This window comes from Achromobacter sp. PD1, assembly GCF_048541815.1.
GTDB lineage: Bacteria > Pseudomonadota > Gammaproteobacteria > Burkholderiales > Burkholderiaceae_B > Achromobacter > Achromobacter bronchisepticus_A.
On the sequence record NZ_CP183349.1, the window covers coordinates 3,084,321 to 3,100,436 of the forward strand.

Annotated in this window: 15 protein-coding genes; 9 read left to right on the forward strand and 6 right to left on the reverse strand. The window is 65.2% G+C overall.

Annotation, left to right across the window (positions count from 1 at the left end; all coding sequences use genetic code 11):
* Positions 1-118: 118 nt before the first annotated feature.
* Genes ACM1PE_RS14510 through ACM1PE_RS14520 form a run of 3 tightly spaced genes read right to left on the reverse strand, consistent with a single transcriptional unit; the run spans position 119 to position 2,500 of the window.
* Positions 119-1,351: a type II toxin-antitoxin system HipA family toxin gene (locus ACM1PE_RS14510; RefSeq protein ID WP_151690325.1), complete on the reverse strand. Its 1,233-nt coding sequence runs from the start codon at positions 1,349-1,351 to the stop codon at positions 119-121.
* Positions 1,351-1,728 carry a helix-turn-helix domain-containing protein gene (locus ACM1PE_RS14515; protein WP_151690326.1) on the reverse strand — a complete coding sequence of 126 codons (378 nt, stop codon included), beginning with the start codon at positions 1,726-1,728 and terminating at the stop codon, positions 1,351-1,353. Before ACM1PE_RS14515 ends, ACM1PE_RS14510 begins: the two co-directional genes overlap by 1 nt.
* A gap of 40 nt (positions 1,729-1,768) precedes the next feature.
* Positions 1,769-2,500 (reverse strand): type IV toxin-antitoxin system AbiEi family antitoxin domain-containing protein, encoded by a 732-nt coding sequence (locus tag ACM1PE_RS14520; RefSeq protein ID WP_323873645.1) that lies wholly within the window; start codon positions 2,498-2,500, stop codon positions 1,769-1,771.
* 351 nt (positions 2,501-2,851) lie between these two features.
* Here ACM1PE_RS14520 and ACM1PE_RS14525 point away from each other — a divergent pair, with 351 nt between their 5' ends.
* From ACM1PE_RS14525 to ACM1PE_RS14540, 4 genes are all read left to right on the forward strand, one after another.
* Positions 2,852-4,045: a DUF932 domain-containing protein gene (locus tag ACM1PE_RS14525; RefSeq protein WP_151690327.1), complete on the forward strand. Its 1,194-nt coding sequence runs from the start codon at positions 2,852-2,854 to the stop codon at positions 4,043-4,045.
* A 175-nt stretch (positions 4,046-4,220) separates the two neighbouring features.
* A complete protein-coding gene (locus ACM1PE_RS14530) occupies positions 4,221-6,359 on the forward strand; it encodes a ParB/RepB/Spo0J family partition protein (RefSeq protein WP_151690328.1) in 2,139 nt (712 codons plus the stop codon).
* Positions 6,360-6,457: 98 nt separating this feature from the next.
* Positions 6,458-6,859, forward strand: coding sequence for a hypothetical protein (locus ACM1PE_RS14535; RefSeq protein WP_151690329.1), 402 nt, complete (start codon positions 6,458-6,460; stop codon positions 6,857-6,859).
* Complete coding sequence (locus tag ACM1PE_RS14540; RefSeq protein WP_151690330.1) at positions 6,856-7,089, forward strand: DUF6117 family protein; 234 nt, start codon at positions 6,856-6,858, stop codon at positions 7,087-7,089. The genes ACM1PE_RS14535 and ACM1PE_RS14540 overlap by 4 nt, the downstream gene beginning before the upstream one ends.
* A gap of 2 nt (positions 7,090-7,091) precedes the next feature.
* Here the strand turns inward: ACM1PE_RS14540 and ACM1PE_RS14545 are convergent, their stop codons facing one another.
* Positions 7,092-7,454: a hypothetical protein gene (locus tag ACM1PE_RS14545; protein WP_235918393.1), complete on the reverse strand. Its 363-nt coding sequence runs from the start codon at positions 7,452-7,454 to the stop codon at positions 7,092-7,094.
* Positions 7,455-7,691: 237 nt separating this feature from the next.
* On the opposite strand from ACM1PE_RS14545, the gene ACM1PE_RS14550 reads away from it, so the two are divergent.
* From ACM1PE_RS14550 to ACM1PE_RS14565, 4 genes are all read left to right on the forward strand, one after another.
* Entirely contained in the window at positions 7,692-8,129 is a 438-nt protein-coding gene (locus tag ACM1PE_RS14550) for an antirestriction protein (protein ID WP_151690331.1), read from the forward strand.
* Positions 8,130-8,282: 153 nt separating this feature from the next.
* Positions 8,283-12,629 carry a strawberry notch family protein gene (locus tag ACM1PE_RS14555; protein ID WP_151690332.1) on the forward strand — a complete coding sequence of 1,449 codons (4,347 nt, stop codon included), beginning with the start codon at positions 8,283-8,285 and terminating at the stop codon, positions 12,627-12,629.
* Positions 12,629-13,675, forward strand: coding sequence for a DUF7146 domain-containing protein (locus ACM1PE_RS14560; protein ID WP_151690333.1), 1,047 nt, complete (start codon positions 12,629-12,631; stop codon positions 13,673-13,675). Before ACM1PE_RS14555 ends, ACM1PE_RS14560 begins: the two co-directional genes overlap by 1 nt.
* Positions 13,676-13,990: 315 nt before the next feature.
* A complete protein-coding gene (locus tag ACM1PE_RS14565; RefSeq protein WP_151690334.1) occupies positions 13,991-14,926 on the forward strand; it encodes a DUF2493 domain-containing protein in 936 nt (311 codons plus the stop codon).
* 10 nt (positions 14,927-14,936) lie between these two features.
* On the opposite strand, the gene ACM1PE_RS14570 is transcribed toward ACM1PE_RS14565, so the two are convergent.
* Both ACM1PE_RS14570 and ACM1PE_RS14575 read right to left on the reverse strand, forming a co-directional pair.
* Positions 14,937-15,488, reverse strand: coding sequence for a flavin reductase family protein (locus tag ACM1PE_RS14570; protein WP_410527981.1), 552 nt, complete (start codon positions 15,486-15,488; stop codon positions 14,937-14,939).
* On the reverse strand, positions 15,481-15,765 hold the full coding sequence (locus ACM1PE_RS14575; protein WP_151690336.1) for a hypothetical protein: 285 nt from the start codon (positions 15,763-15,765) through the stop codon (positions 15,481-15,483). Before ACM1PE_RS14575 ends, ACM1PE_RS14570 begins: the two co-directional genes overlap by 8 nt.
* A 68-nt stretch (positions 15,766-15,833) precedes the next feature.
* Here ACM1PE_RS14575 and ACM1PE_RS14580 point away from each other — a divergent pair, with 68 nt between their 5' ends.
* Positions 15,834-16,001: a hypothetical protein gene (locus ACM1PE_RS14580; protein ID WP_192799400.1), complete on the forward strand. Its 168-nt coding sequence runs from the start codon at positions 15,834-15,836 to the stop codon at positions 15,999-16,001.
* Positions 16,002-16,116 lie beyond the last annotated feature (115 nt).

Genomic DNA, 16,116 nt, shown 5'->3' on the forward strand with positions numbered 1-16,116 from the left:
ATGGTTCTTTGGTTCGTCCCATGACCATTGAAGCAGCGCAGCAGAGTTCATGAGGCGGATCGACCCTCGAAGCCGCTCATATTTGATAAATTATCGGGATTTATCCGTCAGATATGACTTAAATAGCGTGCGCCGTTTCCGTCTCAGCGCCGACGAAAGCAGGCTCGTAGTCACGCGCCAGCGCGCCAGAAACGCCAACCTGTCTGAAGGCTTCCCGCCATCCGTCCGAAACACGCTGCGCCGTTGTACGGATCATCTCCCGTGCCTCCGCCTCCGGAATCTCGAAAAACTCGCAGGCTTCCAGGGCAAGATTGATCGACCGATCATGTGCCCCTCCTTCAAGGATCGCCGTCTCGAGATGCGGATTGCGATCCGGTGCTGGGTTCACGTCGAACACCGGCGACAAGCGCCACTGACCCGCCCCCACATAGAGGAAGCCGTGGTTCTTCAGGTGATCGTCTTTGTTGGACACGAGGATCGTGAAGATCAGACGCCGATAGAGTTCGCGAAAGTCGGCCATGGGGTCGGGTGAGTAAGCCCGCATAAAATCGACGATCTCGGTATAGGACCCCAGTTCCGCTCCTGTCTTGCCGAGCGCAGTGCGCGCGGAGATGTAGGGAATCCGTGCGGCCCCACGCCGGTCGAACCGCTGGATCAGCGCGACCGGGAACGGCGTGTCCGCCAGTTCCAACCGCGTCTCGGGCGTGCGGATACCGCAGGCTGCCGCCAGGCGGAGGGTTGCGACCTCGACGCGCTCGATCGGTTGTTGATCGTGGACCGAGGTGAACTTCGCCAGCCACAGCGCATCGCCGTCCCTGACATTGGCTTTGGGGCGAGCTCCGCCAGAGCCGCCCGCGCCGGCCAGCGCCTGCATTTCCTCGGGCGAGATTTCCTTGCCTTGCTCATAGGCCCGCGCGATCGCCGTGATGGTTTCGAGATCGACCAGACGCGGAACGGCGTCCGCTGCCTTGCCGCGAATGACCTCGCCCTTGTCATCCAGAAAGCGCAACGCGCCTTGCCGGCACGCATCGTCGGAAAGCGTCAGATACTCAAATTCGTTGAGACCATTGCCATAGGCGCGTTCGAGCAGCCTGCGTCCCCAGCTGTCCGGAGCCGCATCGGCGAAAACCCCCGCCAAAGCGTCGCGCATGTTGCTGGGCTGCCCCGAGGTGTGAAATGGGCCGGCCTCAAGAGGGAAATCGGGCTGTATGGCGAAGGCGCGCGGGTTCTCGATCCATTCGGCGCCATAGGCGAAGGTCGAGAATTGCCGTGGCCCGGTATGGGTGAAACGCAACTGGCCCACCGATGTCCGGCCTTCGCCAAGCGCGACATGGGCGACGAAATCGGCCATCAGAAGGACGCCCCGTCAGGGTCCACAACGTCCTGTCGATCCTGCTCTTCTTCCGTCTGAGCCTTCTGCTTTTTCAGCCTTGCCGCGAAGGAGCGGCCCCGCCGCGGTCCATGCTCCGCTGTCAGCGCCAGCCCCAGATCGTCCTTGCGGATATCGATCAGGTCAGCGAGCCGCTCCAGAAGGCCCAGCACAACGAGAACGTCGGCAAGCGTTCCGATGGCAACGCCCGGATCACCCCGTTCAAGGCGGGCGATGGAACTTGGCGAGGTTCCCGCACGCACGGCGAGATCCGCCACGGCAATACCACGCCGTAGCCGCGCGTTGCGGATATCCTGGCCCAGCCGTTCCAGTGCTGGCTTCGCCTTGGGAGAACCCATCTCAATCATCCATATATGATGCAAAACATCTATAAACCGATCATATATGACTAATTAGCTCCAAGGTCAAGAATTCTAGTCCGCGCCCGCCCGGTCCACCATCACCTCGTTTTGGCAATCTGCGACAGGCGGGGCGCGAACTGAGGAGCCGATATTCTCGATCTCCTTGGCCATTGGCGGTCAGTGCCTCGAGATAGGGCCGCATGACCGTGGCGACCGTTCCTCGCTCGGCCTGGCTGGCAATCTCGCTTGGCGTCGTCTTGCGCTGGCGGAGCGCTTCCTGCAGGCCTTCGATCGCCACCGACAGGCCAATCTTGTTCCGATATCGGAAGCAATCGGCGATCGTCTTTGCGACGCCGAAAACCTTCACGGGCACCCTCTCGACAGGGTGGGTTTCAACCCCCTCCGTCAGGAGACGATCTGTGAAACGTACCAGCCGAATGGGCGTGCCTTCGGATCTCGGGGGCCAGTCCTTCTGGCCCACGGCGAGCCAAACCTGCCTCGGCAGTTGATCGGTCAGCCCGTGGAACGCCAGGGCGGAAACGAGGCAAACGACGCCCTTGGGAACCCGTTTGGCGGCCTCTGCCAGACTGTGGTGAACGTCGAGAGGTGCATCAGAAAGTTGATAAAGTCCTCGCGCGAGCCGAAGCACCTCGCCGTCGCGTTCCATGCGGCTCATGGTGGCGGCTGTTACGCCTGCCTCGCGCAGCTCTGCCAGGCGCGAAATGCCGCGCGCGGTCAGCACGGTATGGGCAATCTGGCGTTGGGACATGGATGACGGCACGATACGGAAACTCGGAACATAGGACTTACTGTCCGAGGATTTGTATCATTTTCGCATGGTGAGGAAAGGTGCGAGGTAAGAGGCTGCCGTTTTACGAAACGCGTTCGCCTCAAACGGACCCCTGAGCCAACAGCGACGACGGCTCACCGAGTCACCTTGTACATCCGCACCGGGAGGGGAAAGCCTTCCCCTGCGTCCGAGCCTTTGGTCTCGACCGACCCCTTCTGCGGGGCGGCTGCCCCGCAACGCCCCGCTGAGAGTGAGAGAGTGGACTTGTTTCCCGTGACGGGTTGAAGGTCGGAGAAGAGGTCTCTGACGCCCGTCATGGAGATTGGTCCCATGAATATGCAGGTCCTCGATGCGCGCCGTGACACCAGCGGCGGTTACAAGGTCGATGTCGGCCGGGGCGAGCGGGTCGGCCGCGTCTCGTCCGAATGGTTCTCGCGCCCGGCCGACGAGCGCTACCTGTCGCTGTCCGAGTTGGCGCGATCGGTCCGCGACCGCACCGAACGCAGCCGGACGCGGGTGGTGGAGAGCGCGCTCATCCATGTCGAGGCGAACCGCAACGACCCGGAGCGGCTGGCCCTGATCCTGCCGGGCACGGATGCGCCAGTCGCGCCGACGCACTGGTCCTTCGGCCAACTCGCCAGCCTGGTCGGAGCGCCCGCCGCCTATTTGCGGCAGCTCCCCGCCGCACTTGCTGGCATCAACCTGCAATACGGCCTGACCTCCAATCGGGCCGAGCAGATCAAGACGCTCGAAACCGACAATGGCCGGGTCGAACTGCGCGCCGTCACTGGTCCGGACTATGGCCGCATCTTCGACCACGAGCTGGTCGAGGCCGTGCAGCGCATCGCCGGCAACGGCACGGGCGACACCCGCTGGAAGGTGCCTGGCGTGCTCGACTGGTCGACCGGGATCTACAATCCGCGCGTGGACATTACCAAGGATACGACCACGCTCTATGCCTCCGACCGGGACGTCTTCCTGTTCCTGGTCGACGACCTGAATCCGATCGAGGCCGGCCGACTGCCAGACGGATCGCCCGACCTTTATTTCCGCGGCTTCTATTGCTGGAATTCCGAAGTCGGCGCCAAGACGCTCGGCATGGCGAGCTTCTATCTGCGCGCGGTTTGCCAGAATCGCAATTTGTGGGGCGTGGAGGATTTCGAGGAAATCACCATCCGCCACTCCAAATATGCGGCCAATCGCTTCGCGCACGAGGCGGCCCCAGCGCTGCTGAACTTCGCGAACTCCTCACCCCTGCCATTCGTCAACGGCATCAAGGCGGCGCGCGAGCGGATCGTCGCCAGAACCGACGAAGACCGCACCGACTTCCTGCGTCGGCGCGGCTTCTCCAAGGCCGAAACCGGCAAGATCATCGACAGGGTGCTGGCCGAGGAAGGCCGTCCGCCCGAGTCCATCTTCGACTTCGTGCAGGGCATCACTGCCGTTGCGCGCGACAAACCGCATCAGGACGCCCGCCTCGACATGGAGGGCAAGGCCAAGAAGCTGCTCGATCGCGCCGCCTGATTTCCGCAATGCGGGGGATGCGGTGTTCCGTATCTCCGGCTTTGCGCTTCCATGCCTTTCTGGTTTGCCGGTCCGTGGCGCTGCCCCCTTTAGAGGAAGAGGGCGGCGCTTCGCTTCGTGACGGGTTGGAGGTTGAGAGAGAGTCTCTCGGCCGCCCGTCGCGGAGTAAATCCCTATGGCTACTGCCGTTCAGAAGATCGTCCTGTCGTCCTCGCGCGACATCCCCTTCAACAAGCTGGTGCTCAGCCAGTCCAACGTCCGGCGGGTGAAGGCCGGCGTCTCGATCGAGGACCTCGCGGCCTCGATCGCTCGTCGCGGCCTGATCCAGAGCCTCAGCGTCTTCCCCGTCGTTGACGCCGAAGGCAACGAGACCGGCATGTTCGAGGTGCCCGCCGGCGGCCGCCGCTTCCGCGCGCTCGAACTGCTGGTGAAGCAGAAGCGTCTCGCCAAAGTCGCGCCCGTCCCCTGCGTGGTCCGCGATCGCGACGGCGCCATCCTCCCCGAGGAGGTGTCGCTCGCCGAGAACATCGAGCGCGCTGCGCTCCATCCGCTCGATCAGTTTCGCGCCTTCCACGACATGCTGATCAAGGGCATGACCGAGGAGGAGATCGCCGCGGCGTTCTTCGTGCCCGTCAACGTGGTCAAGCAGCGGCTGCGCCTCGCGACCGTCTCACCGGTCCTCCACGACGTCTATGCCGACGACGGCATGACGCTGGAGCAGCTCATGGCCTTCACGGTCTCCCAAGACCACGAGCGTCAGACCCAGGTCTGGGACGCGATCAAGGACGCCTGGTCGAAGGAGCCCTATCAGATCCGGCGCATGCTGACCGAGACCACGGTGCGCGCGTCCGACAAGCGTGCCATCTTCCTCGGCATCGAAGCCTATGAGGCGGCTGGCGGCATCGTCATGCGCGACCTGTTCCAGTCCGACGATGGCGGCTGGCTGCAGGACGTCGCGCTTCTCGATCGCCTCGTCGCCGAGAAGCTGAAGGCCGAGGCCGAGGCGATCGCCGCCGAAGGTTGGAAGTGGATCGAGGTGGCGGTCAGCTTCCCCTACGATGCCGTGCGCGGCCTTCACGAGGTCTCCGGTACGCCGATCAATCTATCGGCGGAGGAACAGGCGACCATCGAGGCGCTCACCGCCGAGCAGGCCAGGCTCGAAGCGGAATATCAGGACGCCGATGAACTGCCCGATGAGATCGACGAGCGTATGGGCGAGATCGAGACGGCTCTGGCAGCCTTCGACGACCGGCCCGAGCACTTCGACCCGGCCGACATCGCCATCGCCGGAGTCTTCGTCAGCATCGACGCCAACGGATCGCTTTCGGTCGATCGCGGCTTCGTCCGGCCCGAGGATGTGCCTCAGGGCCGGACCGATGGTGAGGAAGGATCGGAGACGAAGATCGAATCCGATGGCACCGCGAGCCCGTCGGTGCAGCGCGCCGTCATCACCATCGGCGGCCGGCCTGTCGAACCTGAAGAGGACGATGAGGACGACAGCATCAAGCCGTTGCCCGAACGGCTCGTCGTCGAGCTGACCGCCTACCGCACCCTCGCGCTGCGCAACGCGGTGGCGGAGAACCCGCACATCGCCATGACGGCGCTTCTCCATAAACTCGTCTCGGACAGCTTTATGACCCGCATGTACGCGGGCGCCATGGAAGCGGGGGTGAAGCACATCTTCTTCCCCGTTCAGGACGAGGCGCTGAAGGACAGCCCTTCCGCGCGGGCCGTCCAGGACCGTCATGACGCCTGGGCCAGCGACATCCCGAAGGACGACGACGCCCTTTGGAATTGGCTCGCTGGTCTCGACGATGCCAGCCGCATGGCGCTACTGGCGCATTGCGTCAGCTATGGCGTCAACGCGCTCTATGAGCGGCCGAACCCGCACAGCGCTGGCGGCGTGTCGCAGCATACGCTCGACATGAGGCTCGCGCAGGCCGACCGGCTGACGCGGGCGACCGGGCTCGACTTGGTCGAAGCTGGGTGGCGGCCGACCTTCGGCAACTACCTCAGCCGTGTCACCAAGCCGCGCATCCTCGAAGCCGTCCGCGAAGGCGCCGGCGAACGGGCGGCCCAACTCATCGACCATCTGAAGAAGGGCGACATGGCCAAGGAAGCCGAGCGTCTCCTCGCCGATAGCGGCTGGCTGCCTGAGCCGCTTCGGATTGCCGGCGTCGACGGCGATCCCGCAGCGGATGCGGACGGCGGCGGCGTGGAAGCCGAGCTGCCCGACTTCCTCAGCGCCGACGACGAGTCCGAACCGCCGGCCGATGGCGAGGACGACGAACGTCACCTCATCGCCGCCGAATGAGCGGGCTCGCGGGACGGCTTCGGCCGCTCCGCACCTTCCAATCCCATCCACTCAGAGCCCGGCCCAGCGCCGGGCTCTTTTCGTTTCAGGAGCCAGACATGCCCGATTTTCTCACCCGCTTCTCCTGCCTGCTCGACGTCGGCTCGGTGGCCAATGTCGCGCGGGCCTTCGACATCTACACCGCGCTGATGGCCGAGAACGGTCGCGAGGACCCGCCCGCCGAGCCGTTCCTGCTCTCGCTGACGCCCGAGCATGGCGCGACGCGCCTTTGGCTTCGCGACCCCGGGACCGCCGATCCGCAGTTGCTGATCACCTTCGTCACCCGCTGCGCCGAAACCTTCGCGCTCACGGGCACATGGGGGTTTCAGTGGGCTGGAGTCGCCTCGGAACCTGTCGTCGACGGTTTCTCCGGTGGCGCCCATCTGCTCGATCTCTCCACCGGCCGCACCATCCAATGGATCAGCACCGGCCGCTGGCTCGCCGAGGGGGGTGCGCGATGATTCCCGATCACGCGCGCGTCAATTTCCAGACCTTGCTGCGCGCCGCGGAAAGCGGCGATCTGGCGCTGATCGAATGCACGGACGCCGCAACCGGCGAGCCGCGCTATGTCGTCTGCGCCGTGGGTCGGGATGGCGCCGACTATATGTTTACGCCGTTCGGTCATCTGGCGGACGGTAATCCCTATGACGCTTACCTTCCGCCCAATACTGGCGGCGAGATGGTCGCCTGATCCTACCAGACGGCCACTTCCCACTGACCGTTGACGCGGGCAAAGCCGACCGGCCGGTTCTGGGGCGTGGCGTTCGCCCTGGTCGTGTCCATCGTGAGCTGCGTCATGCACGTCACGCCAGGCCCGACACCACCCGGCGAACAATCACCCAGCTTCAGCGTCGCATTGGCCAGCGACGTACCCGTGAAGAGGCGATGGCGGCGGACTGCTGCGATGGCCTCCTCTTCTGTTGGCTGCGCGACGCCCGCAACTGCGACCGCCGATGCGCCGCCGCCGGGCGCGATCACCGGGCGGAGCGCGAACCCCGCCCCAAAGCCCACAACGAGGCAGCCTGCGGCCACCATGCCGATCACACTTCCCTTCATCACCGTCTCCCTTCGGGGCCTCGCTCGGTCGGACGGACATGCGTCCCCGATCGCCCGGGTCGCCGTCCGCCATGTGTTGGAGGAAGGAATGTAGCGCCGCGCATCCCACCTCGGAAGGCCGCGCGATCAGACGGTCATGCCGCGCGCCAGAGCGAGAGGACGGCCGGGACGGGTTCGAGCCGGTCCGGTCGAGAGAGCGCCGCCGGTTCGTTCCGATCCGCTTTCCGGAGAACCCCCATGCCCGACACCAACACCAGCACTGACGATTCCTCGGCGCGCGCCGTGGCCCTCGTACCGGAGACACGCCGGATAGGCTTCCTGCCAATGCTTTTTGGCCGCCAGCATGTCCTCGTGGCGGAGATGACCGTCTATCACCTGATGGAGCGCCTGAGCCCGCTCGACTATCGTGGCGGTCTCTGGGACTTCTATGAGCGCGACGGGAGGCCGCTATACCTCGCGCCGACCTCGAAGCCGCGCTTTCAGATCGTCTGCAACACCAACGGCTATGAGGGCAAGGTATCGGCCGACGCCGCCGGCATCATCGCGACGCTTTTCGCCTTCTCCCATCTCTCCTTCAAGTATCCGGTCGACGCGATGTCGGAAGGATATGGCCGCCTTTACGACCACGCCGCGGACCATCCGGAATCCGCGGAGATCTTCCAGGCGATCGACTGAAATCGGCTGCTTCCCTCAGCGCCCGGCCTCACGGTCGGGCGCTTTTTTATGTCGGCGGATCAGAGGAAGAGGACGGCCGGGACGGGTCGAGTCCGGGCGGTCGAGAGAGAGCGCCGCCGGGCTTGTCCCTTCCGCTCTCCCGAGGTTGCTCCCATGAACATTTTGTCTCCCGTGGCCCTTCCGGCCGCGCCCGTCACCCGTGCGCCCCCGATCCTCGCCGTGGCGCTACAGCTTCTCGATCATCTCGAACGCGGCCAGCGCATCGATGCAGCGATCCTCCGTGCAGCCATGGAAGCGGCTTTCAGCGCATCCGACACCAGCGGCGCCTGGGACTGGAAGGCGGCCTATGAGGCATGCGAGGTCGCGACAGTCCTCTTCCTGCGCAAATACGGAAAGGCGCTTTTCCGTAAGGCCACATCTCCGGCTGCACGTTTCTCCGTTCTTACAAAGATCGCCGGGCTCCTGCCGACGCATACGCGGCGCTCGGAAGAATCGCAGGCGCTCCAGCAGTTCTCGACGCCGGCACCGCTCGGCCTCGCCGCTATCGCGGCCGCCTCCATTGCTGCTGGCGACATCGTGCTGGAGCCGTCGGCTGGCACCGGCCTGCTCGCCATCCTGGCCGAGATATCAGGCGGAACGCTCCTCCTCAACGAGCTGGCCGAAACCCGCGCCGATCTGCTCGCTGCGCTGTTTCCGGCCGTGGCCGTCACGCGCTTCGACGCCGCCCAGATCGATGATCATCTCGCGCCGGGCGCCATCCCCTCCGTCGTGCTGATGAACCCGCCGTTCTCGGCCATGGCAAACGTCACCGGCCGCGTGGCCGATGCAGCCTATCGCCACGTTGCCTCAGCACTGGCCCGGCTCGCCGATGGCGGGCGGCTGGTGGCGATCACCGGCGCCAACTTCAGTCCCGACCACCCGGCCTGGGCAGCGGCCTTCGTCCGGCTTCAGGAGCGCGGGCGCGTCGTCTTCAGCGCCGCTATCGACGGCTCGGTCTATGCCAAGCACGGCACGACCATCGACACGCGGCTGACGGTCATCGACAAGCGGCCGGCCGACGATCGGGCGGCGTTCCCCGCTTCGCCCGGCACCGCGCCCGACGTCGGCACGCTGCTCGGCTGGATCGAGACGCAGGTTCCGCAGCGCCTGCCTGCGACCCTCCCGCCAACAGCGACCTTGGCACCCGCCACGATGCCCCGCACCGTTCGCGGATACCTTGCGCGCACCACCGCTGCACGTCGCGCGACGCCTTCGTCCATCGAGCCCGAAGGCGTCGAACTCGCCTATGAGACCTTGGACTGGACGCCCGCCGAAGACGGCCGGATCACCGACGCGATCTATGAAGAATACGGATTGCAGGCGATCCGTATTCCCGGTGCGCTGGCCCATCCCACCAAACTGGTCCAATCTGTGGCGATGGCCTCGGTCGCGCCGCCCAGGCCGAGCTACCGGCCCCGGCTGCCCACCAACATCGTCCCAGATGGTCTTCTCTCCGACGCCCAACTCGAAACCGTCATCTACGCCGGCGAGGCGCATGCCGACTTCCTTGCCGGGTCGTGGACGCTCGATGAAACCTTCGACGTCGTCTCGGCCGCCCCCGACGATGCGCCGAACGCCGTGCGCTTCCGCCGCGGCTTCATGCTTGGCGACGGCACCGGCGCGGGCAAGGGTCGTCAGTCGGCCGGCATCATCCTCGACAACTGGATGCAGGGCCGTCGCAAGGCGGTGTGGATCTCGAAATCCGACAAGCTGCTGGAGGACGCGCAACGCGACTGGTCGGCCCTCGGCATGGAGCGCCTGCTGGTCACGCCGCTGTCGCGCTTCCCGCAGGGCAAGGACATCACGCTCTCGGAAGCCGTCCTATTCACCACCTATGCCACGCTACGGTCCGACGACCGGGGCGAGAAGCTTTCCCGCGTCAAGCAGATCGTCGAATGGTTGGGCTCCGATTTCGATGGAGTGATCATTTTCGACGAGAGCCACGCCATGCAGAATGCCGCAGGCGGCAAGGGCGAACGCGGCGACGTCGCCGCCTCGCAGCAGGGCCGTGCGGGCCTCCGGCTCCAGCACGCCCTGCCGAATGCGCGCGTCGTCTATGTCTCGGCGACCGGCGCGACCACCGTCCACAATCTCGCCTACGCCCAGCGCCTCGGCCTCTGGGGCGGCGAGGACTTCCCGTTTTCGACCCGCGCCGAATTCGTCGAGGCGATCGAGGACGGCGGCGTCGCGGCGATGGAGGTGCTGGCCCGCGACCTGCGCTCGCTCGGCCTCTACACGGCCCGCTCACTCTCCTACGACGGCGTCGAATACGAACTGGTCGAGCACCACCTCACTCCCGAGCAGACCGGCATCTACGACGCCTATGCCGGCGCCTTCGCCATCATCCATAACAATCTCGACGCCGCCATGCAGGCCGCCAACATCACCGGCGACAGCGGCACGTTGAACCGCCAGGCCAAGTCCGCGGCTCGCTCAGCCTTCGAATCCGCCAAGCAGCGCTTTTTCGGCCATCTGCTGACCTCGATGAAGACACCGACCCTGATCCGCTCGATCGAGCAGGACCTGGTCGACGGCCATGCCGCCGTGATCCAGATCGTGTCGACCGGCGAAGCCCTGATGGAGCGCCGTCTCGCGGAGATCCCGACAGAGGAATGGAACGACGTCCGGGTGGACATCACCCCGCGCGAGTACGTTCTGGATTACCTCGCCCATTCCTTCCCGGTGCAGCTCTATGAACCCTTCACTGACAGCGAGGGCAACTTGTCGTCGCGGCCGGTGTTTCGCGACGGCCAGCCCGTCGAGAGCCGCGACGCCGTTGCCCGTCGTGACCGCCTGATCGAGAGGCTCGCTTCGCTGCCGCCGGTCCCCGGCGCGCTCGATCAGATCGTCCAGCGCTTCGGCACCGATATCGTGGCGGAGGTGACGGGACGTTCTCGCCGCATCGTCCGCAAGTCGGGTGCCGACTCCATGACCAACCCCGGCGGCATCAACCGCCTCGCCGTGGAGAACCGCGCCGCCTCGGCCAATCTGGCCGAGACGCAAGCCTTCATGGACGACCAGAAGCGCATCCTGATCTTCTCCGATGCCGGGGGCACCGGACGCAGCTATCACGCCGACCTGTCGTCGCGGAACCAGCGGCTGCGCGTCCACTATCTGCTTGAGCCGGGCTGGAAGGCCGATGCCGCCATTCAGGGCCTGGGCCGCACCAACCGGACCAACCAGGCGCAGCCACCGCTGTTCCGGCCGATCTCGACCGACGTGAAGGCGGAGAAGCGCTTTCTTTCGACCATCGCCCGCCGCCTCGACACGCTGGGCGCGATCACGCGCGGCCAGCGCCAAACGGGCGGCCAAGGCCTTTTCCGTCCCGAGGACAATCTGGAGAGCCACTACGCCCGCGACGCCCTGCGGCAACTCTACCTGCTGTTGGTGCGCGGCAAGGTAGAGGGGTGCTCGCTTCAGATGTTCGAGGACGCCACGGGCCTCTCGCTGATGGATTCCACCGGCATCAAGGACGAACTGCCGCCGATCACCACCTTCCTGAACAGGTTGCTGGCGCTGACCATCGAGCTTCAGGGCGTCCTGTTCACGGCGTTCGAGCAACTGCTGAACGCCAAGATCGAAGGCGCTATCGCTTCCGGCAGCTACGACGTCGGGCTGGAGACGCTGCAGGCCGAGAGCTTCATCGTCACTGATCGCCGGACCATCCACGTTCATTCCGGCACCGGCGCCGAGGCCCGGCTCCTGACCATCACCCAGCGCCACCGCAACCGGCCGGTGACGCTGGCCGAGGCACTCGATCATCTTGGCGACGCGGGCGCGAGGCTACTGATCAACGAGCGCTCGGGCCGCGCCGCCGTGCAGATACCAACCACCAGCATCATGCTGGACGATGGCGAGATCGAACGGCGCGTGCGGCTGATCCGGCCGATGGAGGCGCACAACATTCCCATCAAGATGATGGACGAGACCCATTGGGTGCAGGCGGAGCGGATCGCCTTCACCGCGGCATGGGATGCCGAGGCTGCCGAGGTGCCGGAGTATGCCGATAGCACCATCCATGTTGTCAGCGGGCTATTGCTGCCGATCTGGAAGCGGCTGCCGAACGAATCGACGCGGGTTTATCGACTCCAGACCGATGACGGCGAGCGCATCGTCGGCCGCCGCGTCTCCCCCGCATGGGTGGCGGGCGCGCTCGCGACCGGCACGTCAACCCTGACGCCCGACGACGCGTTCATAGCGCTGATGGACGGCAAAACCATCCTCGATCTCACCGAGGGCCTTCAGCTTCGTCGCGTCCGGGTCATGGGCGCCAACCGCATCGAGCTGTCAGGCTTCACCGACGCCATGCGAGATCGCCTGCGCACCTATGGCCTGTTCCACGAAATCATCTCGTGGAAGCTACGGATGTTCGTCCCGACCGATACGACCGGGGCTGCGATCCTGGCCAAGGTCTTGGAGCGCTATCCCGTCGAGCGCATCGGCGAGCGGGAGGCGGCGTGATGGCTAGGCAGGACGCCTCCGAACTGGCATTCCGTCTCGGTCGGCAGGCCGAGGCGGTGTGCCGCCACTACCTCTCTGCCGGTCATCGGGAGGGCCGCTATTGGCTGGTCGGCGATGTGCGCAACACGCCCGGCCGCTCGATGTTCGTGCGGCTAAAGGGCGGCGAAATCGGCAGGGGCGCGGCTGGCAAATGGACCGACGCCGCCACCGGCGAGCATGGCGATCTACTTGACGTCATCCGTGAGAGCTGCGGCCTTGTGGACTTCAAGGACATCGCCGATGAGGCGCGTACCTTCCTGTCGATGCCCCATCCTGAACAGGACCGTCCGCATGGTGGCGAGCGCAAATCACCGGCGCCATCCGGATCACCGGAAGCGGCACGCCGGCTCTTTGCCATGGCGCAGCCGATCTCGGGCACGCTCGCAAAGACGTATCTCCGTACACGCGGCATTACGGATTTGCACGGAACCGGAAGCCTGCGCTTCCATCCCCGCTGCTACTACCGGCCTGACGAGCACTCCCCGACCGAGACCTGGCCGGCGATGATCGCATCGGTCACCGATCTCGCCGGGCATCAGACCGGCGCGCATCGCACCTGGCTCGCACCTGACGGCTCGGACAAGGCCCCGATCGACACGCCGAGACGGGCGATGGGCGACCTCCTCGGGCATGCCGTTCGCTTCGGTGTGGCGGGTGAAGTGATGGCGGCGGGCGAAGGCATCGAAACGATGCTGTCGCTCAGGATGGCGCTGCCCACCATGCCGATGACGGCGGCCCTCTCGGCGGCACATCTCTCGGCAATCCTGTTCCCCGACACGCTGCGACGGCTTTACATCGCCCGCGACAATGATCCGGCCGGCGACAGTGCGATGACGACGTTGATCGAACGGGCGAACGCGGCCGGGATCGAGGCGGTCGTGGTGTCTCCGCGCCTGGGCGATTTCAACGAGGATCTCCGCCTGGCGGGGCTGGACAGCCTCCGGGCAGCGACCCGGGTGCAGATCGCGCCACAGGACGTCGCACGCTTCATGTCGCTGGCGGCATAGGCCGCAAGGAGAATGCAGGCGGCGGCAGCGCCGTCGCAGGCATCGCTCGGATAATCTTGAGGTCGGAGAGAACCGCGCCCCGGCCTTCGAGAGGGCGATCGGCCAGCAAACGGCCCGGACCCGCAACGCCTGCGGCGGACTATTTTCCGGCGCGGCCAGAGGCCGCTTTCCATCGCGAAACAAAATAGCCCGCCTTCGTCATCCTCCGCTGTGCTCCGGCCCTCCGCTTCGCTGCGGGTGCAAGTCCGAACCGCCCGCCGGCTTTCGTCGCCATGAAGGCCGCGAGGGTCGCGGTCGAACCGACGGAGCATCCCGATGAGCGAGCACGACGACTTTGAGCCGCATCACGCCTCTTCACCCACCGACCATGTCCTGAGCGAACTCCAGCTTTACGGCTACCGTCCCTTCACGGATGAGCCCGATCCACGACCGCTTCCGGAGGGGGACCATATCGCTGGCGCCATCGCCGATATCTTCGACGCCCTGATCGTCACTCTGGAGGACACCCGCCTCGAGCCCGACCTCGACGATCTCCTCTGGTCGACGGTCAACGTCTTCCACCGCGCCAACGAACGGATCGAGCGCGAGTTGGACGACAACGAGCAGGCGCAGCGTCGCGGTCAGCGCGAACAGGATGGCAGCGAAGTAAAGGCCGTCGAGCTGGAACGCCTGACGGCGGAGGGCCAAACCATGATTGAACGCCGCAACACCTTCGAGTTAATGCGCGACCAGGCCGCCGAACACTATGAGCGCCACACCGGGTCGAACTGGCGTCCCCGCAGCGGGTCGATGGTCAACCACCGCAATCTCACCTCGGCGATGATCGACAGCCGGGACTTCCTTGCCGCCAAGAAGCGCACCGACAATCAGGTGCTGCTACCCGCCGGCCCGAAAATCGCCTTCACCGGCGGGCTCGACTTCAACGATCACCACCTGATCTGGACCAAGCTCGATCAGGTTCACGCCAAACATCCCGACATGGTGCTGCTGCACGGCAAGTCGCCGAAGGGCGCCGAAAAGATCGCGGCCAAATGGGCCGACACCCGCAAAGTGCCGCAGGTCGGCTTCGCGCCCGACTGGACGAAACACGCCAAGGCCGCACCGTTCAAGCGCAACGATCAGATGCTCGACGTCCTGCCGATCGGGGTCATCGTCTTCCCCGGCACCGGCATCCAGGACAACCTGGCCGACAAGGCGAAGAAGCTCGGCATCCCACTGTTCGATTTCCGCCCGAAGGGAGGTGGCGCGTAAGCGCCGCCTCTCACAGCATTTCGGGTCGAAACAGCGATCTGCGGCTGATGACCTTGCCGGACACCACGAACACGCCGTCGCCGGTATAGTGCAACGTCTCGGGATGTTTTGGCGACGTGGCGACATGCGCCTTCACCACCTCGAAGATGAAGAAGTTGTACTTGTCGACCAGTGCATCGTCATGAAGGCGGCATTCGAAGCTGGCATGGCATTCGCCGATGAGCGGCGCATTGATCTCGCTCGCGTCTTCCGCCGTGAGGTCGAACTTGGCGAACTTGTCGATTTCGGCTCCCGACGTATTGCCGATCCCGACCACGGTATCGGTCAGCGCCGTCGTCGGCAGATTGATCACACACTCCCGGCTCTCGCGGATCATGCGGTGACTGTGATTGCCGCCGGAGATCATCAGGCCGACCAGAGACGGCGAGAATTCCAGGATCGTGTGCCAGCCGAGCGTCATGATGTTCGTCGCGCCCTGCCACTTCGACGACACCAGCACGATCGGGCCGGGTTCCAGATAGCGCCGCACCTGGCTGACGGGGAAGTCGATGTTCTTAGGCAACTTCGGCACGGGCGTCCTCTTCGGCTGTTGGGCTTTGCACGACCATACCCGCCCATGTCGGCAGCATCACGACCGGCAGCATGGCGACGATGCTTCGGCGCGAAAGCATTGAACGGGCGATCCCATCGTGGCCCCGGTCATGGCGGAAAACCATCTCTCGCTTCCATTGCGCTGATCCTTGGTCCAGCCGCTGGCCTGACGCCATCAACCCGTAAAGGGTCGGACTACGCAAAGCGTGCCGCCGCTCCGGCTTTGCCTGCGCGGTGATTGCGGCCATCGGTCGGACACATCGGGCGCCTGTCGCGCGGGAGATGGTCTCCCGCCTCCAAGACAGGAGCCGGTCACATGTCCCTCAATCAAGCTCACGCATACGCCTTCAGCCTCGCCACCACCCTCATGGTCTCCATCGTCATCTTCCAGGCCGGCGACGGCACCATGGGCGTCATGCCCGCCGGCGAATATGACGGCGATTTCGCCGCCATCATTCACGAGGTCGATCCCTTCGCCCGCTGACCACGGGCAAGGCGTCACGGCGGCAAGCGGAAGTCCTACGGGATTTCCGCTCCCGTCCTGCCTTCTCTTCGGCTACACTATCAATGCGCCGTGGTGGTGGAGGCGCAACCGTCAG